The sequence below is a fragment of the Rhizobacter sp. P3_C12 genome (genome assembly GCF_056402735.1).
Genome location: NZ_JBFUGW010000009.1, coordinates 1 through 24,097, shown reverse-complemented (window position 1 = coordinate 24,097; position 24,097 = coordinate 1). Strand labels below are relative to the sequence as shown.

Sequence of the window (24,097 nt, the reverse complement as noted above, 5' to 3'; positions counted from 1 at the left end):
AGCACCCTTGTCATGTCACCGGTGGCCTCGGCTGCACGGCGTTCGCGCGGCTACTGGGCCTCGGTCGGCCACCGCTTCCTGCGCGATCCGGTGGCCGTCGGCGCCGCCATCGTCGTGCTGCTGTGGCTGGGGCTCGCGCTGTTCGGGCCCTGGCTCGCGCCGGCCGATCCGTACCAGGCCTCGATGCTCCAGCGGCTCAAGCCCATCGGCACGCCAGGGTTGCCGCTGGGCAGCGACGAGCTGGGCCGCGACATGCTGTCGCGCCTGGTCGTCGGCGCGCGGCTGTCGCTCTTCATGGGCATCACGCCGGTGCTGTGCGCCTTCGTGTTCGGCGCGTCCATCGGCATCGTCGCGGGCTATGCGGGCGGCTTCGTCAACGCCGCGATCATGCGCACCGTCGACGTGTTCTACGCCTTCCCGTCGGTGCTGCTGGCGATCGCGCTGTCGGGCACGCTGGGCGCCGGCGTCTTCAATTCGCTGGTGTCGCTGACGATCGTGTTCATCCCGCAGATCGCGCGCGTCGCCGAAAGCGTCACGACGCAGGTGCGCGGGCGCGACTACGTCGAGGCGGCGCGGGCATCGGGCGCCGGCGCCTTCACGATCGTGCGCGTGCACGTGCTGGGCAACGTGCTGGGGCCGATCTTCGTGTACGCGACCAGCCTGATCGCGGTGTCGATGATCCTGGCCTCGGGCCTGTCGTTCCTCGGCCTGGGCGTGAAGCCGCCCGAGCCCGAGTGGGGCCTGATGCTCAACACGCTGCGCACGGCGATCTACGTGCAGCCGTGGGTGGCCGCCTTGCCGGGCGCGATGATCTTCATCACGTCGATCACCTTCAACCTGCTTTCCGACGGCCTGCGCTCCGCGATGGACAACAAGGCATGAACGAGAGCCTTCGCCCGGTGCATGACGACGTCGGCGGGCCGGCGCAGCCACTGCTGACCATCCGCGGCCTGCAGAAGCACTACCCGCTGTCCAAGGGCTTCCTCGGCCGCGGCGGCGGCAGCGTGCGTGCCGTCGACGGCGTCGACTTCGAGGTGCGCAAGGGCGAGACGCTCGGCGTGGTGGGCGAGTCGGGCTGCGGCAAGTCGACCACCGCGCGGCTGCTGATGCAGCTGATCCGGCCGACCGCGGGCGAAGTGGTGTTCGACGGCCGCACCGTGGGTGGCCGCGAGCTGCCGCTGAAGCAGTTCCACCGCCAGGTCCAGATGGTGTTCCAGGACAGCTATGCCTCGCTGAACCCGCGGCTGACGATCGAGGACTCGATCGCCTTCGGGCCCCAGGTGCACGGCAGCGGCCGTCGGCCGGCGGTGCAGCGGGCCCGCGACCTGCTGGCCCGCGTCGGGCTCGAGCCGCAGCGCTTCGCCGAACGCTATCCGCACGAGCTGTCGGGCGGGCAGCGCCAGCGGGTCAACATCGCCCGGGCGCTCGCGCTGCAGCCGCGGCTGCTGATCCTCGACGAGGCGGTGTCGGCGCTCGACAAGTCGGTCGAGGCGCAGGTCATCAACCTGCTGCTCGACCTGAAGGCCGAGTTCGGCCTCACCTACGTCTTCATCAGCCACGACCTGCAGGTGGTGCGCTACCTGAGCGATCGCGTGATGGTGATGTACCTGGGCGGCGTGGCCGAGCTCGGGCCGTCGGAGTCTCTCTACGCCGGGCCGCTGCACCCCTACACGCGGGCGCTGCTGTCGTCGATGCCGTCGATGGACCCGGACCACCGCACCGAACGGGCGCTGCTGGCGGGCGATCCGCCGAACCCGATCGACCCGCCCGCGGGCTGCCGCTTCCATCCGCGCTGCCCCGACGCCGCACCGGTGTGCAGCCAGCGCGCGCCCGTGCTGGCAGAACGGCGCGGCGCACACACCGTGGCCTGCCTGATGCACGAACCGGACAGCGGCCACCCGGCAGCGACCTAGGACCAAGCGATGGAAGAGCCGATGGTGGAACTGCATGACCTGGGCGTCGTCTTCTCCGGCGGACGCACGCCGGTGCAGGCCGTCAGCGGCGTCAGCCTGCAGGTGCAGCGCGGGCAGGTGCTGGCGCTGATCGGCGAATCGGGTTCGGGCAAGAGCGTCACGCTGCGCACGCTGCTGCGCCTGCATCCCGAGCGGCGCACCCGCATCAGTGGCAGCGTGAAGGTGGCGGGCCGCGACGTGCTGGCGATGTCGGCCGGCGAGCTGGCGGCGTTCCGCGGCAAGGTCGCGTCGATGATCTTCCAGGAGCCGCTGCTCGCGCTCGACCCGGTGTACTCGGTGGGGGCGCAGATCGTCGAATCCATCCGGCGGCACGAGAAGGTGTCGGCGGCCGCCGCGAAACAACGCGCGCTGGCGCTGTTCGAGCAGGTGCGCATCCCGAGCCCCGAGCGCCGGCTGGCGGCCTACCCGCACGAGATGTCGGGCGGCATGCGCCAGCGCGCGATGATTGCGCTGGCCCTGGCGTGCCGGCCGCAACTGCTGCTGGCCGACGAGCCGACCACCGCCCTCGATGCCACGGTGCAGATCCAGATCCTGCTGCTGCTGCGCGAGTTGCAGCGCGAGCTCGGGCTGTCGGTGATCTTCGTCACCCATGACATCGGCGCGGCGGTCGAGGTGGCCGATCGCATCGCGGTGATGTATGCCGGCCGCATCGTCGAGGAGGGCAGCGCCCGCGAGCTGATCCGCTCGCCGCGCCATCCGTACACCATCGCCCTGCTGGGCAGCCGGGCCCACGGCGCGCTGGCGCGCGGCACCCGGCTCGAGACCATCGGCGGCGCGCCTCCCGACCTGTCGGCATTGCCGCCGGGCTGTGCCTTTGCCGAGCGCTGCAAGCTCGCGGTGGCCGAATGCCGCAGCCTCCAACCCGAGCCGGTGCTGCTGTCGCCGGGCCACCAGGCGCGCTGCCTGCGCACCGATGCCGCGGCCGGGCTGGTGCGCGCGCTGCCTTGACGGCCGAACGCCTGGCTCACCAGGCCTGATCGACGACGGCCGCCCGGGCCGGTCGGTGCACGTCGCAATCGACCTGCGGCGCCGCCCGTTCGAGCACCACGAAGTCACCGGCATCGACGGCCAGCAGCGCGTGGTGCCAGGTGCCCGGCGCGAGCGTCACGCCCTGTTCGCCATCCGTGATGAAGGCCGCCAGGTCCGGCGCCTCGGGCAGTGGGCCGGCGGCCGCCACCACGATCACGAAGCGGCGCGCGCCAAGTGGCACGAAGCTCTGGCTGCCGAGTGCGTGCCGTTCCATCTCGTCGACGCTGTGCGGGAAGCGCCGGGCCGTGGCGCGGAAGATCGCCAGCGCCGGCCGCCCACCCTGCAGCTGGAGCTGCAGGTCGTCGACCAGGTCGAAACGCTGCGACGTGCCACCGTTGATGGGCCGGCCCGTGCCGCCTGGGGCTTGCAGCACGGTGCCGTAGGGTGCGAAGGCTGCGGATGTCAGCGGCTGCGGGACGAGACGACGGGGCGGCGGCAGGTTCATCGGGCAGATTCTGCCCGCTGCCTCCGTCAATTCGCTGGCTGCCGCCGGCGTCGCCACACCGTTCAGTCCTTCAGGGGCGAAATGCCTTGCACCGGCCCGATCAGCCGTTCGAACAGGCTCTTGAGCCGCTCGACACGGGCACGGTCGCGCATGAACGCGCGGAAGTCCTCGGGGCTGGTGTTGTGCTGGTCGATCGTCTTGTAGCCCGCCGGTGGCGCGACGTCCTTGCGGATCGGAAACGGTCGCGGATTCGAGGCCCGCGGCAACGACAGCGTCCAGCTGACGTACAACTTCGCTGCGGCCGGGTGCTTTGCATCCTTGAAGATCGCGCCGGTCTGCGCCCAGCTGAGGAACGGATCGCTGCTCGGCAGCACGAAGCGGACGCTGGACGACTCCACCGGCAGGAAGTCGCCGGAGGTGCCGGTCGACACGGCGTACTTGCCCGCGTCGTTGTCATGTGTGCCGGTCTCCTGATGGGTGCTGGGGATGAACGAGACTCTATTGACGCTGGGCCGGTTGATAAACGGCGCATCCATGGAATGATCTTTGCGCGCTTCGTCGCAATGATCGTTCAGTGAACCCGGAGGTGCGGGGCGTACAGTAGATCGCTACCGGTCCGATCGGGCATCTTGCGCAAGATGTCTGCACCCAGCGAGATCTGCGAATGACCGAAGAACTGACCCGCATCCAGGTTCTCTGTGTCGACGACCACCCGCTCGTGCGGCAGGGCATCGAGACACTGCTGTCCGTGGAGACGGACATGGCCCTGGTGGCCGAAGCGGCGAACGGCCGCGAGGCGATCCAGCAGTTCCGGGCGCACCACCCCGACGTCACGCTCATGGATCTGCAGATGCCCGGGATGGGCGGGCTCGATGCGATCGGCGCGATCCGGGCCGAGTTCCCCGACGCTCGGATCATCGTGCTCACCACCTATGCCGACGACGCCCAGGCGCAGCGCGCCTTGCAGGCCGGCGCTCGCGGCTACCTGCTGAAGAGCGCCTTGCACAAGGAACTGCTCGACGCCATCCGCGCGGTGCACGCCGGCCGCAAGGTGCTTCCCTCGGAAGTGTCGTTCGAACTGGCCGAGCAGATCACGGACGAAGGCCTCACGCCGGCAGAGATCAGCGTCCTGCGATTCATCGCGCAGGGCAACGCCTACAAGGAGATCTCCCGGGCACTCCGGCTCAGCGAAGAGACGGTTGAAGGCCAGGTGCAGAACATCCTGTCGAAGCTGGACACCCAGGATCGTTCGCAGGCCGCGATGACCGAACTCCATCGGGGCATGGTCCAGACCGAGCGTGATGCCCGGCATGCCGCCGAGGCCGCCAATCGCGCGAAGAGCGAGTTCCTCGCCAACATGAGCCACGAATTGCGCACGCCGCTGAATGCCGTGCTCGGCTACGCGCAATTGCTGACCCTGGACGGCGGCCTGAGCGCACGGCAAGCGCGCGGCGTGGACGTCATTCATCAGAGTGGGGAGCACCTCCTCGCGCTGATCGACGACATCCTCGACCTGGCACGCATCGAGGCAGGCCGCACGGAGCTGAACCTGGAGTCGGTGAACCTGGCGAACGCCTTGCAGACGGTGGTGAACCTGATGCAGGTCAAGGCCCACGGGAAACGCCTGGCTTTCGTGTTCGATGCCGGGGCAGGCTTGCCGCAGGCGGTTCTGGCCGACGAGCGCCGGCTGCGGCAGGTGCTGCTGAACCTGACAGGCAACGCGATCAAGTTCACCGACCAGGGCACGGTCACGTTGCGCGCCAGTGCCGAGCCGACAGGCGCGGCGCAGGTGCTGCTGCGGCTGGACGTCGAGGACACCGGCGTCGGCATGCGCCCCGACGATCTGGACCGCATCTTCGAGCCCTTCGAGCAGGCGGGCGATGTGCACAGCCGCAGCGGCGGTACCGGGCTGGGCCTCGCGATCACGCGCGCGCTGGTGAACGACATGGGCGGTCAGGTGCAGGTGAGCAGCGAGTTCGGTCACGGCTCCCGCTTTCGGGTGGAGCTGCCGTTGCCGGTGGCCCAGCCGGCGCAGTCTGCCCCCCGGAAGGTGCATGGCGTGGCGCGCTACCCGGGGCCGCCGCGGCGCGTGCTGGTGGTCGACGACGTGGCGGAGAACCGCGCACTGCTGTGCGACTTCCTCACCAACGCCGGCTTCGACGTGGCGCAGGCCTGCGACGGCAGCGAATTGCTGGCGGCCGCGAGGAGCTTCCGGCCGGACCTGATCCTGATGGACAGCGTGATGCCGTTGGTGGACGGCATGGAGGCCACGCGCCGGCTGCGGCGGGATGCCGACCTGAACGCGGTGCCCGTGATCGCGATTTCGGCCTCGGCCACCGCAGAGCACCGTGCCGCCTGCCTGCTGGCCGGCGTCAACGTGTTCCTGACCAAGCCCGTGTCCCTGGAGATGCTGCAGGCCCACATCGCAGAGCAGCTCGGCCTGCCACGGACCGACCCGACCGCAGGCGCTGACTGAGCGGCGGCGTGAATCCGATCTGGGCAGGCGCGAGCCTCGGAGGCCACATGAAGCGTTGGGGCCGTGACGCCGTTGCGCTGTTCTCCGCGCTTGCCACGCTGGCGATCTGCGGGTTCGCTCGAGCGCAGGAGATCCGCGTCGTCGACGTTGCTCTCGCCGTGGGTGCACCGATCCAGTTTCACCCGCTGCCCTCGCCCTCCGCGCCTCCCGGGGTGCGACGGATGGCGCAGGACCGGTACGGGTTTCTCTGGATGAGCACCGCGGACGGATTGCGGCGCTACGACGGCTACGGGTTCATGAAGGTCCCGGATGGCCAGAGCGCGAACAGCGTCGGCTTCCTCATCGGCAACTCGCTGGCGAGCGATCGCGCGGGTCGGCTGTGGATCGGTGCCGACGACTCGCTCAATCGGTACGACCCTGCGACCGGCAGCTTCACGCAATACCGGTCGCCCAACGACGGCTGCGGCACCGTCGCGATCGCTCACGACATCATCGAGGATCAGGACGGGGTGATCTGGCTCGCGACGGACGACGGCGTGACGGCCCTCGATCCGGTCACGTCGAAGACGACCTGCCATCGGCCGCGCTACACGCCCGCGGTCGGCGAGACGCGCGTCATCGCGATGGCTGCCGTGCAGGACGGCACCCTGTGGGTCACCAGCAGCGAGGGGCTCTACACGCTCGATCGGCGCTCGGGCAAGGTCATCCGCCACATCAGGCTCGAGACGGGTTCCGGACGCAAGTTCGTCCCCACGGGCTTTCCGTCGAGGCCGTTTCAGGACAGCAGTGGAACGCTGTGGTTCGGTCTGTCCTCCGGAGGTGACCTGGCCTCGGTCAACGTCGCCGACGGCGAAGTCACGGTCTATGCGTTCCGCAACGGCGAGCAGACGCCGAACGCCTCCTCCGGCGTCGTGTCGATCCAGGAGGATCACGACCGGGCGCTCTGGCTCGCGACCAACAAGCTCGGCCTCGTGAAGCTGACGCCGGAACGCACGCACGCGATCTGGTACCAGAGCAACCCCGACGATCCCGACGGCTTGCGCGACGACCTCGTCGTCGGCCTGTTCAAGGATCGCAATGGGAGCTTCTGGTCGACGACGAAGGCGGGGATCGTCTACCGCTTCGACACCGAGCGTCTGCGCTTCCGGTCGTACCGCCACCAGCAAGCGGTCCCGCAAAGCCTGGGCAAAGGCGCGGTGACCGCGGCGTACGCGGAAGATCCGGACACCCTGTGGATCGGCACCGAGCGCGGCTTGAACCGTGTCGACCGCACGACGGGTCAGGTCACGCAGGTCGACCGGCCGGCCTTCGCGCGAGGGGTCAGCGCGATCGCGAAGGACCGCTCCGGCACCCTGTGGTTCGGCACGAGCAGCAACGGTCTCGTTCGCTTCGATCCCGGTTCGGGCCGGACCACGACCTACGCCCACGATGCATCCAATCCGCGATCGCTGAACCACAACCGGGTCACGGCGTTGCGGGTCGATCGCGGCGGCAGCCTGTGGGCCGCGACGGATTTCGGCCTGAGCCGCTGGGAGCCCGCGACGGAGCAGTTCTCGACCTTCAGCCCGCAACCGAAAAGCCTGGTCCAGTACCGCTCGATCGCGGAGGACGCGAGCGGTGTGCTGTGGCTGGCGACGTCGTCACGCGGCGTGCACCGTTTCGATCCCCGCGAAGGCACCTTCAAGGTCTTCGCCACCGAGCTCCGTGCCGCGCAGCCGCCCGGCCACAACCGCGTCAATTCGGTTCACGTCGACCGCGCGGGCACGGTGTGGGCCGCGACCTTCCGCGGGCTGGGCAAGCTCGATCCTCGCGACGCGACATTCAAGGCGTACGACTCGCGCTCCGGGCTTCCCGCGGACACGGTGCTCGGCATCCTGGAGGAAGACGACGGACGCCTGTGGGTCAGCACCCCGAACGGGCTGTCGCGCTTCGATCCGCACGCCGAGACCTTCACGAACTATCACGCGTCGGATGGCCTGTTGAGCGATCGGTTCGCTGCGCCCGTGGTCGCCGCCCAAAGCTCCAGCGGGGAGATGTTCTTCGGCTCGCAGAAGGGGCTGGTGGCGTTCTTCCCCGGGCAGGTCGTCGAGCGCCAGCTCGCGCTGCCGGTGTTCTTGACCGGCTTTCGCTTGTTCGGCGAACCGGTGCTGCCCGGAAGCGCGCCGCTGATGCGGCCCATCTGGTCCGCTGCTTCGCTGGAGCTTGAATCGCGCAGCATCGTGTCGTTCGACTTCGCCGCCTTGAACTATGCCGATCCGGCGCGCACGCGCTACCGGTACCGGCTCGAGGGCTTGGAGACGAAATGGAACGAGACGGACAGCGCCCGGCGCAGCGCGACGTACACGATGCTGCCGACGGGCAATTACACGTTTCTGGTCCAGGCGCGCGGCGCCCGCGGAGACTGGAGCGACAGCGAGCTCGCGCTCAGGATCCGCGTTCCGCCGCCGTGGTATGCGACGTGGTATTTCCGGGTCCTCGCCGCCGCATTGCTGCTCACGACGCTCTGGCTCGCGTACCGCTTGCGCGTGCGCCAGTTGCACCGCCGATTCGCGATCGCGCTCTATGCGCGGCTCGGCGAGCGTGCACGCATCGCGCGCGAGCTGCACGACACGCTGCTGCAGACCTATCAGGCGTCGCTGCTCTGGTTCCGTACGGCCCTCAACGCCCTGCCGGAGCGGCCGCTCGAAGCGAAACAGCGGCTCGAGCTCGCTCTCGAGCGTGCAGAGTCGGCGATCGTCGAAGGGCGCGAGGCCGTGCAGGGCCTGCGCAGCTCGACGGTCGAGGTCAATGACCTCGCCGAGGCGATCGCTGCGATCGGCGCCGACTTGACCAACGCCCATCCGGCGGCCAACGCGCCTGTCGCCGGCGTCGCGGTCGACGGAGCGACGCGCCACTTGAACCCGCTCGTGCGCGAGGAGGCGTGGCGCATCGCCGGCGAGGCGCTGCGCAACAGCTTCCGCCACGCCGAGGCACGGCACATCACCGTCACGCTGCACTACGGCGTGCGGCAGTTCCGGCTGACGATCGCCGACGACGGCAAAGGCATCGAAGCGGCGACGATCGCGGGCCAGCAGCCCGCCAGCCACTTCGGGTTGCCAGGCATGCGCGAGCGCGCCGGCATCATCGGTGGGCAACTGGAGGTCCGCAGCACGATCGGGCGCGGCACCGAGGTGGAGCTCCGGGTGCCCGGCCGCACCGCCTACGATGCGGCCGCGCAGACCTGGCACTGGTGGGATGCATTCCGGCGCGGGCGCCCCCCCGCGGAGAACGCCGACCGCTAAGGCATCAGCACCTGAGGCACGGATCGGTTCCTGCCGAACGCGCGTCACGGGCGCTGATGTCCGCCTCCGCATCCGCGATGTGCGCCACCAGTCCGCTCTGGCCGGCCGCGACATGAGCCGCCAGGACGTGGCCGTCCGGATAGTCGCCACCGTTCTGCGGCCGGAAGGGGATGGGCGCTTCTTCGAAGAGACGTTCGACGCGCGAGCGCCAGGCTTGCCTGGCCGCAGCGACCTCCTCCGCAGCGATGCGTCCCGTGCCATAGACGGCGAAGGTGGGCAGCACGTCGAAGCCGGGGAAATGGAGCGAGCCGTGCGTGATGGGGAAGAGCAACTGCTCGAGCGGCCCGTTGATGCCCCGCGGCGAATAATCCCTGGCCGGGCCGCCGACCGCGACGGCGAGCATCGCCCGCTTGCCCTTGAAGGCACCATCGCCATAGCGGTACTGGTTGCCCGCGTTCCGGTAGCCGTACGCGAGGCCGTAGGCCCACACCCTGTCCACCCAGCCCTTCATGATGGCCGGCATGCCGAACCACCAGAGCGGGAACTGGAAGAGCACCGCATCGGCAGCCAGCACTTTCTGCTGCTCGGCGGCAATGTCCACGACCTGATGTCCACCGAAATAGGCGTGCCCGGACTCCGAAATGAACGACAGGCGATCCGGGTCGGCCCGGCTGGGGAAATCGTGTTCGTCGAACACGGCCTTCCAGCGCATGTCGTACAGATTCGACTGCAGCACCTCGTGCCCCTGCTGCCGCAGCGTTTGCAAGGACACCTCCACGAGCTGGCGGGTCAGCGATGTGGGCTCGGGGTGCGCATGGACGATCAAGACCTTCTTCTGCATCGATTCACTCTTCATCGGTGGTGCCGGTAGGGCGATGGCGCAAGTCTCGGCAGTCGCGAACCATCTGTGAAATCGAGGCTTTGTTTGGCTACTATCCATGGCATGGATAGCATGCGCCTCGACCTCAACCTGCTCGTCACGCTGGAGGCCTTGCTGGTGGAGCAGAACGTGACCAAGGCGGCCGCCCGCCTGCACCTGAGTCAACCGGCGGTCAGCGCGCAGTTGAGCCGCCTGCGCGACGCGTTCGACGACCCGTTGCTCATCCCTGCGCAACGCGGCATGACGCCGACCGCCAAGGCCATCGAGCTGCTGGACCCCTTGCGCCAGGCCTTGGACCTGGTGCGCGCCACCGTCGCCACGCACCGGAACTTCGACCCGGCCAAGGCGGAGCTGACCTTCACCATCGCCTGCACGGACTACCTGCAGGCGGCCGTGGTCAAGCCGCTGGTCGTGGAGCTGCGCACCCGGGCACCCGGCGTGCGCGTGGCGCTGCGCAACCTGGACCTGCCGCAGCTGGAAGCGCAGATGGCGCGGGGCGACGTGGACCTGGCGCTGATGACGCCGGAGGTCGCGCCACCGGGCCTGCGGACGCGGCACCTGTTCGATGAGCGCTATGTGCTGATCGGCCGGCGGGACCATCCACGGCTGCGGCGCAAGATCTCGGTCGCGCAGTTTGCGCAGCTGGAGCACGTGATCGTCTCGCTGCGCGGGGCCGACTTCGTCACGCCGGTGGACAGCACGCTGGCGGCGCTGGGGCACAAGCGCAAGGTGGTGCTGTCGGCGGCTTCGTTCCTGTTCGTGCCGGAGATCGTGGCGGGGTCCGACTTCGTGGCCCTGGTGCCGGAGCTTCTGGTGCGAGACCGAGGGGACAGGCTGCTGCTCGTCGAGCCGCCGTTTCCCGTGGAAGGGTTCGCGGTGGGGATGGTCTGGCACGAGCGGGGGCATGGGCATGCGGGGCAGCGGTGGGTGAGAGAGGCCATCGTTCACGGTTTCGACAGTCGAATTGGCATCCCGCGCGGGTCCCCTTCCGGGCCTCAGCACGCCCGCCGCGGCGCACGCTGAGGCGTAGCGTGTGCAGCCCCCTACCCCCATGAAGAAATCGGCCCTTTCAACCGCGCGAATGGCGGGCCTGGCGGGCGAGCGCAGCATCTGCTGGAAGATGCAGGCAAACCCGCAATCCAGGTGCACCACGGTGAGCCGTCAGCGTGCCACCGTGCGCCTCGGCGATCTGCCGACAGATCGACAGGCCAAGACCGGCACCGTCGTTGCGCCGCGTGTCGCCGCGCCAGAACCGCGCGAAGAGCTTCGGCAGGTCGTCCTCGGCAACACCGGGCCCGGCGTCGCTGACGCACAGCCCGTCGTGCGTCGCCTGCACACGCACCACCGTGTTGCGCGGCGCATGCTGGATGGCGTTCTCCACGAGGTTCTTCAGCAGCGTGAACAAGGCGCCGCCATCGGCTCTCCACGGTGGGAGGCCGGCCGGCACCTGCAACGCGATGTCCACGCCCGCCACATCCGCCAGGCGCTGCAGGTAGCTGCCCATCTCATCGAGGAGCAGGCGCGGCTCGACGCTGCCGAAGCGATAGTTCTGCGCCTCGCGCGTCTCGGTCAGGATCAGCAGCTGCTGCACCTGGCGAGCCATGCGCTGCACATCCCTGAGCAACGTGGCCCGGCTCACGAGATGGGGCTCCGCCTCGATCTGCGCACTGATCATCGCCAGCGGTGTCTTGAGTTCATGCGCTGCGGTCGCCAGGAACTCCTGCTGCAGTTCGAAACCCCGCTCCAGCCGCTCGAGCGCGCTGTTGAAGCTGTGCACAAGCGGACGGATCTCCGACGGCACCCGGGCTTCGTCGAGCCGCGCATCGAGCGCCTCGGGGGTGATCCGGGCGACCTGCGCCGAGGTCTGGACCAGGGGCCTGAGCAGCCGCGCCAGCGTGATGCTGGTGATGACCGTGACCACCACCAGCAGCACGCCGCCACCGACCAACGCGCCCGAGCCGACGAGGGGCAGCCAGAGGTCGTTGCGCAGGCGGTCGTTCAGGCGCTGGCTGGCGGCGAACTGCACGAGCCACCGCTGTCCGTCGTGCATCACCGCCACGGTCCGGCCGCGCAGCGCGACACCATCCAGGTTGGCCGCGAACAGGCCCTCCTCGACCGACGAGGTCAGCGGGCGCCGGTCCGCACTCGGCGACAGGACCACCGCGCCGGCCGGATCCAGCACGCGGTAGGTCACTTCCGATCCCATGCTGCGATACATCCACGCGAACTGCTCGGAGTGAGCCACCTCCACGGGGTGCCCCTGYGCGTCGAACTGCAGCGCGCCGATCAGGTCGGCCATCGCCACGCTGCGCCCGGACATCAGCGGCTGCCCGAAGACCGACACCAGGACGCCGGCCACCAGGCCCAGGCTCAGCACGCTGCCGAGCAGATGGGCCAGCACGATGCGGAACGACAGGCTGTCAACCCAGTCCGGTCTGACGAAGCGCATAGCCCTGCCCTCTCATGTTGACGATCTCCGCGGCAGAGCCGATGACACCCAGCTTGCGGCGCAGCCTGTGCAGTGCCACGTCGAGTGCGTTGGGCGTGACGGCCTCCGACAGGCCCCATGCAGCGGCTTCCAGCTTGTTGCGGCGCACTGTGTCGCCGGCCGCCTGCACCAGCTGCAGCATGATCTGCAACTCGGCAGGCGCCAGGACGATCTGCTGGTCGCGGCATTCCAGCTGGCAGGCCTGCGTTCGCAGCTTCAGATCGCCGTACACGGGCTCCAGGCTGCGCCAGGTGCTCGCGGGCCGGCGAAGGAGCGACCGTATGCGCGCCACCAGCTCATCCATGGCAAACGGCTTCGGGAGATAGTCGTCCGCGCCGGTTTCCAGCCCATCCACCCGATCGTGCAGCGCGTCGCGCGCGGTGAGGACCAGGCACGGCAGCTGCGAGCCGGCCGAGCGCAGGCTGCGCAGCAGCACCAACCCGTCGCCATCGGGCAGCCCACGATCCAGCACCAGCGCGCCGTAGTCGACATGGCGCATGGCCGCCCTCGCCGCATCCATGCGGTCGAACACGTCGGCGGCCACGCCTGCCGCAGCCAGCGCGTTCGAGATCAACCCGGCCAACGCCAGGTTGTCTTCGATCAACAGGATCCGGTTCATGTCCTTTCTTATACCTGCGTCAGAACGCGCAGGTCAGGCCCAGGATCCCGGTGGCATTCGACTTTCGCTTGACGATCGGGCTGTCCGCAGCGTCGCCCAGGAGCTGCCCGGCGACCACGCCGCCGACGATCGCCCAGCGTTCGGTCAGCTTGTAGTTGGCCAACGCCCCGAACGTCGCTTCCTTGACACCGCCTTTCAACGAATACTGCGGCAGGCCGGAGCCGGCCGAGCGTGCCGCGTCCACGCCGAAGTAGCTGTTCATGTACTTTGCGTTGCCCGCGCTGACGGCCACGCTCGGAACCAGCGTCAGCCGCCCAGTGGCTCGCCACGGGTAGGAGACTCGCGCTTCGAGCTGCAGCCCTCGCTGCTTCTCGGTCAGCGCCTGGGTGTACGAGAACGTCGCCGCCGCACCGCCCAGGCGCGTCGTCACGAACACCCTGCCGCCCAAGGCGTCCTTCACCTCGCCAAAGCCCTCGGGCATGGATGGGCGAGCCGTTGAGGAACGAATGCTGGTGCGCATGAGGAGCACTACCCTGTCGAAGTTGAGAAGGTAGGCATGCTCTGCATTCGACGCTTACCGAACACTTTCCGACGGGGCCGCAAACCGCCTGCTTGTTGCGGATGCGACTTCTGCTCGATGCGGCGGCGCTAGACGAAGAACGCCTCGAGCGCCAGCCGGTAGGCGACGCGGCCGCCGCGGTCATGGCCCGCGACCGCGAAGCGCGTGAACCCGAGATGGTCCATCAGGGCGACCAGGTCCTGCGCCATGGTCCGCTCCTCGATGGTACGACGACGCGGCTCAGTCCGAGACCTTCACCCAGTCGTAGTAGGCCGGACCGCCGCCACCGTTGTAGGTGCCCACGAAGCCGACGGCGTTCGCCGAGTTGTTGCCGACCCAGTGGTTCAGCATCAGGCGCATCGGAGCCGAGAACGCCGTGTTGACGCGCCGGAATTCCATCTCCACGCCGGCATCGTTGACGTGGAACCAGCGCACGAAGGTCGGACGCCATTCGAAGCCGATGGTCCGCCAGCCGGTGGCGATGGCGAACTGCTGGAAGTTCTGCTGGCCCGCCGTCCACACGTTGGTGTGCAGGACGGTGCCCCCCTTGATGAACTCGAGGTCGATCTCGAAGTGGTTGGACGTGCCCGCGTTGCCGGTGTACAGGAAGAACGAGCTGTTGCCGCCGGGGATCGTGCCCGGCTGCAGGCGGGTCACGAACTTGCCGTACTGGAAGCTCTGCCAGGTGCGCACCTCGGCGCACTTCACCGCGTTGCGGTTGCTGCCATTGACGTTCAGGTCCAGCCCGCCCCACCCCGTCAGCCACGCTTCGCTGAAGGCGAAGGTGCAGCCGAAGATGTCGCCATTGGCCCAGTTGGCGGTCTCCCAGTTCGATCCGTTGGGACCGCCCGTGCCGTCGAATCCGTCGAAGAAGTTGGTGGCCTGCGCGTTCAGGTGCAGGCCCAGGGCCAGCACCAGGGCGAAGGCGCCCTTGACGATGGAAGTGATCATGCTTGTCTCCTTGTTGTGGGTTGTCGTGCGCGATCAGGGGGCGAGCTTCACGGTGCCCACGCTCAGGTTGTGCGCGCCCGTGGTGGTCGCGGCGTTGATCACGTCGACCGCGAAGAGACCGCCCTTGACGGTGCCGACTTTCGAGCCGATGCCGTTGCAGTAGTCCGGCAGCGGAAACATCGCGTCGCTCAGGTCGATGACGAGTTCGGACAGGCTCGAGTTGACGATGGCCTGGGCCGTCGCCGTGCAGCCGTCACCGGCCACCGGGCTCGGTTGGAGCTTGATCGACAACACGCCGTCGCTCGACGATTTCAGCTGGATCTTCAGCTTGGTGAAACCCGCGGCATTGAAGGCGGTGACCGGCGCCGCGCCGGTGTTGCCGGGCGCGTAGAGCCGGATTGCCGCACCGGCGTAGGCCTGGCTGCCCGACAGCGTCGCGCTGAAGCTCGCCTCGCCCGGTGCATACGCCGCCGCACCGGCAACGAGTTCGCTGCCCTTCTCGGCAAAGGCGTAGGTCTCGATCTTGCCGGCCTCGCTGGTGTCCGTCGCGCTCGAAGGCGTCGCGAATGCGACGTCGCTCGACGAAGGGCCTGAGGGCGGTGCCGGAACGGGAGCCGGCACGGGCGCCGACGGTGGCGCAGAGGCCGCCGGCGTGGCGGTGCTGGACCCTCCCCCGCCGCAGGCCGTGAGCGCCACGGCGCTGAAGAGTGCCGTCAAGGCGGTGCATGAACGCCGATAGATCTGATCCACTGATGTCTCCTGTGAAGTGACACGTGGATGGTGTTCTCACCCTGCCGCCGGCACAGTCGCGTCTTTGCGCTTGACCGTGCCGTTCTTGCGCTCAGGGCTCAATAGCACATCATCAAGCCGAACTTGTTGCGCTCGCAGGTGACGACGCGCGTGCGCGCGGCCGGCGTTGCAGGTGCCGCAGGCTCGGCCGCCTTGCGCGGCGGCACCGGCCTGGCCGCGGGACGGGCAACCGGCGCCGCGGCGTTCACCGCGACCTTCGTCGACTCGTACGCCGTCTTCCAGGTCGCAAGCCGCTCGCGCGACAAGGCGGCCAGCYCGTCCTTCTGGTAGATGCGGACATGGTCGACGAGCATCGGCTCGGTGCCCGGTCCGGCTTCCAGGTTCAGCAGGAAGGGCCATTGCTCGAAGACCTCGCGCGCACCGGCGGGCACGTCGGCGCGGAGCACCGCTTTCACCGCCACGTCGTCGACGGCCCATCGGATCTTCACCGGGTCCCATTCGAGCGAGAGGCGGTGGAAGCCATCGCCCGAAGGCGTCAACTCCACCGGCGCATGGAACGCCGGCTCGTCGGCGATGCCCTGCGCATACAGGCCGAGTTGGAGGTCGGTCCCGTCCTTCTCGATCAGTGCGATCTCGCCGGCTTCCAGCCAGTCGAGCGATGTCAGCGGTGCGCCTTGCAACGAGATGCGCGCGGCACCGGCCGGCAGCTTCACGCGCAACTCGATGCGGCCGTAGATCATCGCGCCCGTCGGCCGCACGCGCAGGCTGCTCGCGGGCGGCAGCAGCAAGCGGCCGTTGCCGTCGAACTGCGGGCTCGCGCCGCCGGGGGCCTTGTGCACGCGCCAGCGTTTCTCGTCGACCCGCACCGTCGCGGCCGCGTTGAACTCATCGGCCCAGGCGAGCCGCCATGCGCCGTCCCGCATCTCGCGGGGAACGACCGCCGGCGGCAGCGGCGCTGCCGCGGTCGCCGCGTCGCCCGCGGCATTCAGGAACTCGATGCGCCCCAGCTCGAAGCGCACCGGCTCCGGCGACGGTTCGTTGGCCGTGACCTCCACGCTCGCGACGGCCGGCAGGGTCTGCGCGATGCTCGCGCCGTTGCCGGCGCAATAGGGCTCGGGCTCGAAGACCGCCAGCGGGATGTCGATGTCCATCGTGCCCCGCACCCGCTGCAGCAGCACCGGGTAGCAGCCGGTGTTCTGCAGTTTCGTGTCGGTGCCCTTGATGCGGATGCGAAGCACCTGTTCGGTCGGCGACACGAGCCGGATGCGCAGGTTCCGGAAGGCCGAGAGGTCGACCGCCGCCCCACCGCGGCCCGCCCCCACGTCGACCCCCAGCGTGCTCCACGCGCTGCCGCGCGCACGGCTCAGGCGGCCGGACACGCGCACCCCGCCGTCGTAGACGCCGAGCGCGTCGGCCGCGACATCGCCGGGCTTCTCGGAGATCTGCAGAAGCGTCACCGGCGGCCGCTCGCGGCCGGCCGGGGGCGTCCTGAAATCAGCCCACACCACCGACGCTGGCTCGGCACCCCAGGCCGGCACGCCCAGCCACGCCGCGGCAAGCGCCGCCAGGTACCACGCTGCGCGCTTCATGCCGCGCTGACCGGCATGCACAGCTCGCAGCGCACGAACGGCGAACCGGGCGGCGGCGAGCCGGGTTCGCAGCGCTGGATGAAATGTCCTTCCGCGAGTTCGAAAGGGGATGCCGGCAGCCACTCGGTGAGCAAGGTGTTCCAGCCGCGCCCGATCTCGCTCGACGGGCCTTCGTAGCGCAGGCAGGCCGCCCAGTGCGCCGGCAGGCTCTTGCGCATGGCCCGCAGGCCGGGGTCCTGCCAGCCGGCGGGCAGCTCGACGCAGGCGTCCATGCGGCAATGCGCTGCGAGCGTGATGGCCGGGTCGTCGAGGCCGATGGACAGCATCGGCCGGTCCGACAAGCCCATGCTGTCGACCCAGGGCACGAAGCGCGTGTGCAGGACCTCCGAGCTGTGGCCGTAGTCGCCGCGCTCGCGCATGTAGAGGCATTCCTTCGCCTCGAAGTGCCGGAGTTCGACACGGCAGCTCGCGGCGGCCCGGCCGTCGTCGGCCGGCCTTCGCCAGTCGATCCACCCGCCCGCACGCCAGCGGGACGGCGTCATGCCGAAGTGCTCGCGGAAGGCACGGGCGAAGGCTTCCGGCGAGGCGAAGCCGCAATTGAGCGAGACGGCCGTGACCTTCTCGTTCGGGCAGTGGCGCAGCCGGCCGGCCGCCGTCTCGAGGCGGCGGCGGCGCACGAACTCCTTCGCCGTCTCGCCGGTCCAGGCGAGGAAGAGCCGGTGGAAGTGGAACGGCGAGAACGCCGCGCAGTCGCTCAGCCGCTCCAGGCTCAGGTCCTTCGACAGGTGCGTCTCGACGTGGTCCAGCACCTGCTCCATGCGCCGCAGGTGGTGGCTGCGCAGCGAGGGTTGCTCACGCGGGCGCACGAGCGCCTTCAGCGGCCCGGCGCCCGCGGGCAGAGGGCCTTGCGCAAACCGGAGCTGCGCAGCGGCGTCGGCGACCAGGAGGTTCGTGTTCATCGGGCAACTCCTCGGTGGGGGCCAAGATTCAGCGCGCGTCGACCACGCGCCCTTCCGCATCGAACAGATGGCAGTGTCTCGRGTCGGGCCGGAGCCAGACCACGTCGCCGGCGCTCAGCGGGCGGCTGCCGCTCGCGAGCTTGATGGCCACCGGCTCGGCATGGCCGGCCAGGCGCGTATGGACGATGTCGCAGTCGCCCAGGTGCTCGACCTGATCGACCGTGGCCTTCAAGCCGCCGCCCGCCGCCACGAAGCGCAGGTGCTCCGGGCGCACGCCCAGCGTGAGTTCGCGCGCGGCGCCGGGCAGGCTCTGGTCCGGCAGGAAGACGCTGCCGGCGTCGCCCATCGACAGGCGCAGGCCGGAGGCCTCCTGGTGCGCCATGCCGGACAGGAAGCACATCTTCGGCGAGCCGAGGAAGCCGGCGACGAAGCGCGTCTTCGGCTGGTGATACAGCTCGAGCGGGCTGCCGACCTGCTCGATGCGCCCGGCATTGAAGACCGCAATGCGCGTGCCCAGCGTCATCGCCTCCACCTGGTCGTGCGTCACGTAGATCATCGTCGTGCCGAGTTCGCGGTGCAGCCGGGCCAGCTCCATGCGCAGCTGCACGCGCAGCGCGGCGTCGAGGTTGGACAAGGGCTCGTCGAAGAGGAACACCTTCGGATGCCGCACGATGGCCCGGCCGATGGCCACGCGCTGGCGCTGGCCGCCGGACAGCTCCTTCGGCTTGCGTTCGAGCAGCGGCACGATCTGCAGCATCTCGGCGGTACGCATCACCGTCTTGTGCGCCTCGGTCTTGTCGAGCCCGGTGAACTTGAGCGCGAAGCCGATGTTCTCGGCCACCGTCATGTGGGGGTACAGCGCGTAGTTCTGGAACACCATCGCGACGCCGCGGTCCACCGGCGGCAGGTCCTGCGACTCTTCGTCGCCGATGAAGATCTTCCCGGCGCTCACGTCCTCGAGACCGGCGATGGACCGCAGCAGCGTGGTCTTGCCGCAGCCCGACGGCCCCACGAAGACCATGAACTCGCCGGAGGGGACATGCAGGTCGATGCCGTGCAGCACGCGAGGGCCCTGGCCGTATTGCTTCTCGATGCCCTGGAGGGTCAGGTGAGTCATGTCAGTGTTGCTTCGCAGTGATGCAGGTGATGCACCTCATCCCTTGACGGCGCCTGCGGACAGGCCCTCGATGAGGCGGCGTGAAGAGGCGGCGAACAGGATCAGCAGCGGCAGCACCGTGATGGCCGAGCCTGCGCTGATGGCGCCCCAGGGCGTCTGGCCGGTGCCCTGCAGCGAGCGCAGCACGAGCGGCGCGGTGAACATCTCCTGCTGGCTCATCACGAGCAGCGCGCCGACGAAGTTGTTGTACGAACCGATGAAGGTGACGAGGCCCAGCGTGCCCATGGCCGGCCCGATGAGCGGCACGACGACGCGCCAGTAGATGCCGAACTCGCCGCAGCCGTCCATGCGCGCCGCCTCGACGAGCTCGCGCGGCAGCGCCGAGCCGATGTACTGGCGCATCATGAACACGCCGAAGGCCGAGCAGGCGCCGGGCACGATGAGGGCGCGCGTGCTGTTGAGCCAGTCCATCTCCTTCATCAGCAGCACGAACGGGATCATGCCGACGAAGGCCGGCAGCAGCATCGTCGCCATCAGGCCGGCGAACAGCGTGTCGCGCCCCGGGAACTCGTACATCGCGAAGGCATAGCCGCCCAGCGAACACAGGAACAGGTTGAGCGCGGTGGCCGCCACGGCGACCCACAGCGACAAGCCCAGGCTGTGCCAGAAGTGCGGGCGCAGCGCGACCAGCTGGTGGATGTTGTCGACCAGCGCCGAGCCGAACCACAGCGGCGGCGGCATCGAGAGGATGTCGCTGTTGGTGTGCGTCGCGAAGACGAACATGAAGTAGAACGGCGCCAGCATGATGAGCGCCCCCATCATCACGATGGCGTAGGGCAGCCACCCGGAGGGCCTGAGCTTGCGCAGCAGCCGTGCGCGCCGGCTGCCCGAGGCGGGGGCCCTGGCGATGGCCGGGGCGGTGAGTTGAGATGCGGTCATGGCCGGTCAATCCTTGCGCCCGAGGGTGCGGTTGTTGAGCCACGTGAGCGCGGCGATCACCATGAACATCAGCCAGGCGACGGCCGACGCGGTGCCGAAGTCGCCATCGTTGAGGCCCACCTTGTACATCTGCATCGCCACCGTCTCGGCCACCTGCCCCACCCCGCCGGTGCCCCCGGTCAGGATGAAGGGCTCCTCGAAGAGCTGCAGGTTGCCGATGATGGTCAGCGTGACGGCCAGCAGCATCATCGGGCGCAGCAATGGCACCGTGATGTAGCGGAACTGCTGCCACAGCCCGGCACCGTCGATGGTCGCGGCTTCGTACAGGTCCTTCGGGATGGTCTGCAGCGCCGACAGGTAGAGCACGGTGTTCCAGCCGACGAAGCGCCACCAGACGATGAAGGACACGATGGGCCGCGTGTACTCCGGCCGCCCCCAGTCGACGTTCTGCACCGGAAACAGCCAGGCGAGCGGATGCAGGCCGAACATCTCCAGCCGGCCCAGGCCGGTGAGCACCTGGTTGATGACGCCGAAGTCGCGCGAGAACAGCGACGAGAACACCAGCGTGATCGCCACGGTGTTGGTGATGTACGGCAGGAAGTACATCGCGATCACCGGGTTGCGCGCGCGGCGGAACTTCGTGTGGATGAAGAACGCGAGCGGCACCGCGATCAGGTGCTGCGGCAGGCCGGAGACGATGCCCAGCCAGAAGGTGTTGTACATCGCGCGCCAGAAGTCGCGCGCGTACAGCTCCGACCAGAACCGCCCCGAGAAGAATTGCGACCAGGGCAGGTCATCGAACTGCAGGACGAAGGCGTAGTTGCCGAGGCCCTCCCACTTCATGCTCCCCAGGCCCGCCGTCAGCTCCCAGCGAAAGAACGACGCATACGCGGAGAACAGCAGCGGAAACAGGCCGAACGTCAGGAAGAGGATGAAGAACGGCGCGACGAACACATAGGGCATGAAGCGCCACGGCTTGAGCCGGCGCCGCTTCGTCTTCTTCACCGGCGTTCCGTGCGGGGCGGGGACTGCGGACATGGGAGGACTTCCGGGCTCGGGGGATCAGCGGCGAACGCGGCGTTCGATCGCCTTCTTCGCATCGGCCAGCGCCGTCTTCACGTCCTTGTCCTGCTCCAGCACCTTGTCGAACTCGGCGCTCACGACTTCGGCGGCCACCGGGTCGAGCTTGTCCACTTCGGTGGCGGGAATCTTCGCCGCGGTGGCCCGCCAGGCCTGGCGTGCCTTCTGGCCGCCGAGGAAGTCCATCGGCTGGTCGACGAACGGGTCGGTGGTGGCCTCGACGAGTGCCGGGAAGGCATCGAGTTCGCGGAAGGCGGCGATCTGCACCTCCTTGCTGGTCGTCATGAACTTCACGAAGTCCCAGGCGAGTTCCTTGTTCTTCGCGCCCTTCGGGATCGCGTAGAAGCTGCCGCCATACGACGCGCTCACGCCGCCGGGAAGGCCGGCCGAGCGCCAGTTGCCCTTGGAGTCCGGCGCGATCCAGTTCTTCAGGTGGCCGGCGAGCCAGGAGCCCATCATCTCCGAGGCGATGGTGCCGCGCTTGAAGCCTTCGCTCCACTCGTTGCTCCAGGCGCCGACCTTCGCGTCGATGCCGGCCGCACGCGCCAGCTTGGCGGTCTCGAAGGCTTCCACGAAGCGCGGCGAATCGACCAGGATCCTGCCCTTGCTGTCGAAGTAGATGCCTTCGCCGTCCTTCAGGCCCGAGCGGATCATGATGTCCTTGATCGCCGCGGCATGCGGGATCAGGTAGGCGCCGGTCTTCGCCTTGAGCGCCTTGCCGGCCTCGATGAACGAGGCCCACGACTGGGTGAGCTGGGGCTCGGTGACGCCGGCCTTGTCCATCAGGTCCTTGCGATAGAACAGCGCACCCGGGCCGATGTCGGCCGGCATTGCGGCGAAGATGCCGCCGCGGCTGGTGGCCTGCGCCACCGTGAACCTGAAGAACCTGTCCTTGTATTGCAGCGCGTTGTAGGGCGGCTTGGACAGGTCTTCCACGCCGCCACCTTCGGCGAACTTGGCGACGAAGCCGATCTCGATGCCCATCACGTCAGGCAGGTTCGCCCCGGTGGCCAGCGCCGTCGTCATCGCGTTGTGGTGGTCGCCGTAGCCGAGCGCGACCAGCTTGATCTCGACCTCGGGGTGGATCTTCTTGTACAGCGGGATCGCCGCCTGCACCGAACGGTCGAGATCCTTGAACGATGCGACGGTGAGCACCGTCTGGGCCGTGGCAAGGCCCGTGGCCGATGCCAGCAGCGTGGCGAGACTGAGCCTGGTTGCGAATTTCACTTCATCTCCTCTGGGGTGGTCCGACGACGCGCCTGCCGTGTCCGTGACAATGCTCATGCAAGCGCTTGCACGGCAGTGTAGGAACTGTGCGCCGGCACCGGCCCGGGGGGGAACCCTGAACGACCTAGCCGATCTTGYGGTTTCGCGGTGGGTCGTGCACCCGAATGGGGCGCACCGTGTCAGCGTGTGACGGGGACCGCCTTGGTCGATTCGCGGACGATCAACTCCAGCTTCGCCATCGTCGCGCGCGGTGGCTTGCGGCCATCGATGAGCGCGACGACGGCCCCCGCGGCCTCCCGGCCGAGGTCGCGCAGCGGCTGCCTCACCGAGGTCAGGGGAGGCAGCGAGAAGGAGGAATGGGACAGGTCGTCATAGCCGACGATGGACATGTCGTCCGGCACGCGCCGCCCGCGCCTGTACAGCGAGAGCATCGCGCCATAGGCGGAGTCGTCGTTGGCGGCAAACACCGCGCTGAACGGCAGGCCGCGATCGAGCAGCATGTTCATCGCCGTCACGCCCCCGGTCTCCACATAGCCGCCCGGCGCCACCAGCCGCTCGTCGAAGGGCAGCCCGGCCGCGACCAGCGTGTCGCGGTACCCGCGCAAGCGCTCGTCGGCATCCTGGCGCCCCGGCGGGCCGGCGATGAAGGCGATGCTGCGATGGCCGAGTTCGAGCAGGTGGCGCACCGCCTCGCAGGCGCCGGCGTAGTGGTCGAAGCACAGCGAATGCACCCGCATCGACGCCGACTGCCGCCCGAGCAGCACCGTGGGAACGCCTTGCGCATGGCGATCCAGCAACTCGTCGTCCAGCTCGGCCACCAGCAGGATCACGCCGTCGACCCGGCGGCCCATCAGCGACATCAGCCGCTGTTCTTCCTCGACCTTGTTCCAGTGGCCGCTCACGAAGATGGCCTCGTAGTGGTGGCTGGCCAGCCCATCCTCGACGCCGCGCATGGCCTCGTTGAAGAACGAGCTGGAGATCTCCTGCGTCAGGACGCCGACGGTCATCGTGCGGCCCTTGGCGAGCCCGCGCGCGACCAGGTTGGGCCGGTAGTTCAGGCGCTTGATGCTGCTCTCGATGGCCGTCGCCTTCTCCTCGGCGACCACGTGGGTGCCGCTCAGGTAGCGCGACACCGTGCTCGTGGAAACCCCGGCCAGGCGCGCCACCTCTTCGAGCGTGACGCTGGTGTTTTCGATGGGCATGGCCCGATGATAGCGCTTGCCCCGCTTGCCCAGGGAAGGAGAAAGCCCATTGATCGGGGGTATCACGCCCGGGAAACCCCGGGGTTTCCCGCTTGCTCCCGCCGATTCGCAAGAACGATCAGGCCAGCAGGTTGCAAGCGCTTGCACGGCAGGCTATCGTGCCGGCCATGAAGCCGACATGCATTCCTCCCCCCACTCCCCTCCGTTCGGTCGCTCGCTGCGTCGGCGTCTTCGCCCTCACGGTGGCGAGCTGGGCGAACGCGCAGGTCGCCACGGTGCGCATCGACCCCACGCGCGCCGGCCCGGCCGTCAACCGGCAGGTGCTGTCTGGTTTCAATTTCGGCAACTGGATGTCGGTGACGGAATTCCGCGAGGAGATCGCCAAGGTTCCGGCCGCTGCGCTGCGCTTTCCCGGGGGGAACATCGGCGACGAACACGACATGGACGAGCCGACGCTGGATGCCTTCAAGTCGCTGCTGTCGCAGATCGCGGGCGAACGCGAGCTGCTCGTGCAGACACGCGTGTTCGAGGGC

Annotated in this window: 23 protein-coding genes; 7 read left to right on the top strand and 16 right to left on the bottom strand. The window is 68.8% G+C overall.

Annotated elements, in window-relative coordinates:
• Positions 1-12: 12 nt before the first annotated feature.
• From AC1DXV_RS03265 to AC1DXV_RS03255, 3 genes are read left to right on the top strand one after another with little or no spacing between them, the layout of a single operon-like run.
• The gene (locus AC1DXV_RS03265; RefSeq protein WP_477868730.1) at positions 13-882 is read left to right on the top strand and encodes an ABC transporter permease; all 870 of its coding nucleotides are present in this window, start codon (positions 13-15) and stop codon (positions 880-882) included.
• Positions 879-1,913, top strand: a complete 1,035-nt coding sequence (locus AC1DXV_RS03260) for an ABC transporter ATP-binding protein (protein ID WP_477932470.1) — start codon at positions 879-881, stop codon at positions 1,911-1,913. The genes AC1DXV_RS03265 and AC1DXV_RS03260 overlap by 4 nt, the downstream gene beginning before the upstream one ends.
• 21 nt (positions 1,914-1,934) lie before the next feature.
• The gene (locus tag AC1DXV_RS03255) at positions 1,935-2,921 is read left to right on the top strand and encodes an ABC transporter ATP-binding protein (RefSeq protein WP_477932488.1); all 987 of its coding nucleotides are present in this window, start codon (positions 1,935-1,937) and stop codon (positions 2,919-2,921) included.
• Positions 2,922-2,937: 16 nt separating this feature from the next.
• On the opposite strand, the gene AC1DXV_RS03250 is transcribed toward AC1DXV_RS03255, so the two are convergent.
• Both AC1DXV_RS03250 and AC1DXV_RS03245 read right to left on the bottom strand, forming a co-directional pair.
• Positions 2,938-3,447 carry an ureidoglycolate lyase gene (locus tag AC1DXV_RS03250; protein ID WP_477932468.1) on the bottom strand — a complete coding sequence of 170 codons (510 nt, stop codon included), beginning with the start codon at positions 3,445-3,447 and terminating at the stop codon, positions 2,938-2,940.
• Positions 3,448-3,509: 62 nt separating this feature from the next.
• The gene (locus tag AC1DXV_RS03245; protein ID WP_477869615.1) at positions 3,510-3,983 is read right to left on the bottom strand and encodes a hypothetical protein; all 474 of its coding nucleotides are present in this window, start codon (positions 3,981-3,983) and stop codon (positions 3,510-3,512) included.
• A 128-nt stretch (positions 3,984-4,111) separates the two neighbouring features.
• Here AC1DXV_RS03245 and AC1DXV_RS03240 point away from each other — a divergent pair, with 128 nt between their 5' ends.
• The gene (locus tag AC1DXV_RS03240) at positions 4,112-5,923 is read left to right on the top strand and encodes a response regulator (RefSeq protein WP_477869616.1); all 1,812 of its coding nucleotides are present in this window, start codon (positions 4,112-4,114) and stop codon (positions 5,921-5,923) included.
• 8 nt (positions 5,924-5,931) lie between these two features.
• Positions 5,932-9,204 carry a sensor histidine kinase gene (locus AC1DXV_RS03235; RefSeq protein WP_477932466.1) on the top strand — a complete coding sequence of 1,091 codons (3,273 nt, stop codon included), beginning with the start codon at positions 5,932-5,934 and terminating at the stop codon, positions 9,202-9,204.
• A gap of 4 nt (positions 9,205-9,208) precedes the next feature.
• Here AC1DXV_RS03235 and AC1DXV_RS03230 read toward each other — a convergent pair whose 3' ends face one another.
• The gene (locus AC1DXV_RS03230) at positions 9,209-10,045 is read right to left on the bottom strand and encodes an NAD(P)H-dependent oxidoreductase (protein ID WP_477932464.1); all 837 of its coding nucleotides are present in this window, start codon (positions 10,043-10,045) and stop codon (positions 9,209-9,211) included.
• Positions 10,046-10,147: 102 nt separating this feature from the next.
• Between AC1DXV_RS03230 and AC1DXV_RS03225 the strand changes: the two genes are divergently transcribed.
• Positions 10,148-11,107 carry a LysR family transcriptional regulator gene (locus tag AC1DXV_RS03225; RefSeq protein WP_477932462.1) on the top strand — a complete coding sequence of 320 codons (960 nt, stop codon included), beginning with the start codon at positions 10,148-10,150 and terminating at the stop codon, positions 11,105-11,107.
• Positions 11,108-11,153: 46 nt separating this feature from the next.
• On the opposite strand, the gene AC1DXV_RS03220 is transcribed toward AC1DXV_RS03225, so the two are convergent.
• The 13 genes from AC1DXV_RS03220 to AC1DXV_RS03160 form a co-directional block, all read right to left on the bottom strand.
• On the bottom strand, positions 11,154-12,533 hold the full coding sequence (locus AC1DXV_RS03220) for a sensor histidine kinase (protein WP_477932460.1): 1,380 nt from the start codon (positions 12,531-12,533) through the stop codon (positions 11,154-11,156).
• On the bottom strand, positions 12,505-13,191 hold the full coding sequence (locus AC1DXV_RS03215; protein ID WP_477869965.1) for a response regulator transcription factor: 687 nt from the start codon (positions 13,189-13,191) through the stop codon (positions 12,505-12,507). The genes AC1DXV_RS03220 and AC1DXV_RS03215 overlap by 29 nt, the downstream gene beginning before the upstream one ends.
• Before the next feature lie 19 nt (positions 13,192-13,210).
• Complete coding sequence (locus AC1DXV_RS03210; RefSeq protein ID WP_477932458.1) at positions 13,211-13,711, bottom strand: MipA/OmpV family protein; 501 nt, start codon at positions 13,709-13,711, stop codon at positions 13,211-13,213.
• Between the two features lie 128 nt (positions 13,712-13,839).
• Positions 13,840-13,959 (bottom strand): alpha/beta fold hydrolase, encoded by a 120-nt coding sequence (locus tag AC1DXV_RS03205; RefSeq protein WP_477869961.1) that lies wholly within the window; start codon positions 13,957-13,959, stop codon positions 13,840-13,842.
• Between the two features lie 31 nt (positions 13,960-13,990).
• On the bottom strand, positions 13,991-14,701 hold the full coding sequence (locus AC1DXV_RS03200; RefSeq protein WP_477932456.1) for a family 16 glycosylhydrolase: 711 nt from the start codon (positions 14,699-14,701) through the stop codon (positions 13,991-13,993).
• A 33-nt stretch (positions 14,702-14,734) separates the two neighbouring features.
• Positions 14,735-15,451, bottom strand: a complete 717-nt coding sequence (locus AC1DXV_RS03195) for a hypothetical protein (RefSeq protein WP_477869957.1) — start codon at positions 15,449-15,451, stop codon at positions 14,735-14,737.
• Positions 15,452-15,549: 98 nt separating this feature from the next.
• Positions 15,550-17,040 (bottom strand): glycoside hydrolase family 16 protein, encoded by a 1,491-nt coding sequence (locus AC1DXV_RS03190; RefSeq protein WP_477932454.1) that lies wholly within the window; start codon positions 17,038-17,040, stop codon positions 15,550-15,552.
• On the bottom strand, positions 17,037-17,999 hold the full coding sequence (locus tag AC1DXV_RS03185; protein WP_477871437.1) for an AraC family transcriptional regulator: 963 nt from the start codon (positions 17,997-17,999) through the stop codon (positions 17,037-17,039). The genes AC1DXV_RS03190 and AC1DXV_RS03185 overlap by 4 nt, the downstream gene beginning before the upstream one ends.
• Before the next feature lie 28 nt (positions 18,000-18,027).
• Positions 18,028-19,116 (bottom strand): ABC transporter ATP-binding protein, encoded by a 1,089-nt coding sequence (locus tag AC1DXV_RS03180; protein WP_477932452.1) that lies wholly within the window; start codon positions 19,114-19,116, stop codon positions 18,028-18,030.
• A 36-nt stretch (positions 19,117-19,152) separates the two neighbouring features.
• Entirely contained in the window at positions 19,153-20,055 is a 903-nt protein-coding gene (locus AC1DXV_RS03175) for a carbohydrate ABC transporter permease (protein WP_477932450.1), read from the bottom strand.
• 6 nt (positions 20,056-20,061) lie between these two features.
• Positions 20,062-21,093 (bottom strand): carbohydrate ABC transporter permease, encoded by a 1,032-nt coding sequence (locus AC1DXV_RS03170; RefSeq protein WP_477932448.1) that lies wholly within the window; start codon positions 21,091-21,093, stop codon positions 20,062-20,064.
• Positions 21,094-21,117: 24 nt separating this feature from the next.
• Entirely contained in the window at positions 21,118-22,362 is a 1,245-nt protein-coding gene (locus AC1DXV_RS03165; RefSeq protein WP_477871431.1) for an ABC transporter substrate-binding protein, read from the bottom strand.
• Between the two features lie 179 nt (positions 22,363-22,541).
• Complete coding sequence (locus AC1DXV_RS03160) at positions 22,542-23,564, bottom strand: LacI family DNA-binding transcriptional regulator (RefSeq protein ID WP_477871429.1); 1,023 nt, start codon at positions 23,562-23,564, stop codon at positions 22,542-22,544.
• Positions 23,565-23,656: 92 nt separating this feature from the next.
• On the opposite strand from AC1DXV_RS03160, the gene AC1DXV_RS03155 reads away from it, so the two are divergent.
• On the top strand, positions 23,657-24,097 hold a 441-nt coding region (locus AC1DXV_RS03155), incomplete at its 3' end, for a hypothetical protein (protein WP_477932446.1).

Bases quoted from the DNA above. Each gene is read 5' to 3' on its own strand.
- AC1DXV_RS03205 (WP_477869961.1), bottom strand. From the start codon at position 13,959: ATGGCGCAGGACCTGGTCGCCCTGATGGACCATCTCGGGTTCACGCGC.
- AC1DXV_RS03240 (WP_477869616.1), top strand. From the start codon at position 4,112: ATGACCGAAGAACTGACCCGCATCCAGGTTCTCTGTGTCGACGACCAC.
- AC1DXV_RS03250 (WP_477932468.1), bottom strand. From the start codon at position 3,447: ATGAACCTGCCGCCGCCCCGTCGTCTCGTCCCGCAGCCGCTGACATCC.
- AC1DXV_RS03175 (WP_477932450.1), bottom strand. From the start codon at position 20,055: ATGACCGCATCTCAACTCACCGCCCCGGCCATCGCCAGGGCCCCCGCC.
- AC1DXV_RS03230 (WP_477932464.1), bottom strand. From the start codon at position 10,045: ATGCAGAAGAAGGTCTTGATCGTCCATGCGCACCCCGAGCCCACATCG.
- AC1DXV_RS03215 (WP_477869965.1), bottom strand. From the start codon at position 13,191: ATGAACCGGATCCTGTTGATCGAAGACAACCTGGCGTTGGCCGGGTTG.
- AC1DXV_RS03255 (WP_477932488.1), top strand. From the start codon at position 1,935: ATGGTGGAACTGCATGACCTGGGCGTCGTCTTCTCCGGCGGACGCACG.
- AC1DXV_RS03265 (WP_477868730.1), top strand. From the start codon at position 13: ATGTCACCGGTGGCCTCGGCTGCACGGCGTTCGCGCGGCTACTGGGCC.
- AC1DXV_RS03210 (WP_477932458.1), bottom strand. From the start codon at position 13,711: ATGCGCACCAGCATTCGTTCCTCAACGGCTCGCCCATCCATGCCCGAG.
- AC1DXV_RS03160 (WP_477871429.1), bottom strand. From the start codon at position 23,564: ATGCCCATCGAAAACACCAGCGTCACGCTCGAAGAGGTGGCGCGCCTG.
- AC1DXV_RS03170 (WP_477932448.1), bottom strand. From the start codon at position 21,093: ATGTCCGCAGTCCCCGCCCCGCACGGAACGCCGGTGAAGAAGACGAAG.
- AC1DXV_RS03225 (WP_477932462.1), top strand. From the start codon at position 10,148: ATGGATAGCATGCGCCTCGACCTCAACCTGCTCGTCACGCTGGAGGCC.
- AC1DXV_RS03185 (WP_477871437.1), bottom strand. From the start codon at position 17,999: ATGAACACGAACCTCCTGGTCGCCGACGCCGCTGCGCAGCTCCGGTTT.
- AC1DXV_RS03200 (WP_477932456.1), bottom strand. From the start codon at position 14,701: ATGATCACTTCCATCGTCAAGGGCGCCTTCGCCCTGGTGCTGGCCCTG.
- AC1DXV_RS03260 (WP_477932470.1), top strand. From the start codon at position 879: ATGAACGAGAGCCTTCGCCCGGTGCATGACGACGTCGGCGGGCCGGCG.
- AC1DXV_RS03245 (WP_477869615.1), bottom strand. From the start codon at position 3,983: ATGGATGCGCCGTTTATCAACCGGCCCAGCGTCAATAGAGTCTCGTTC.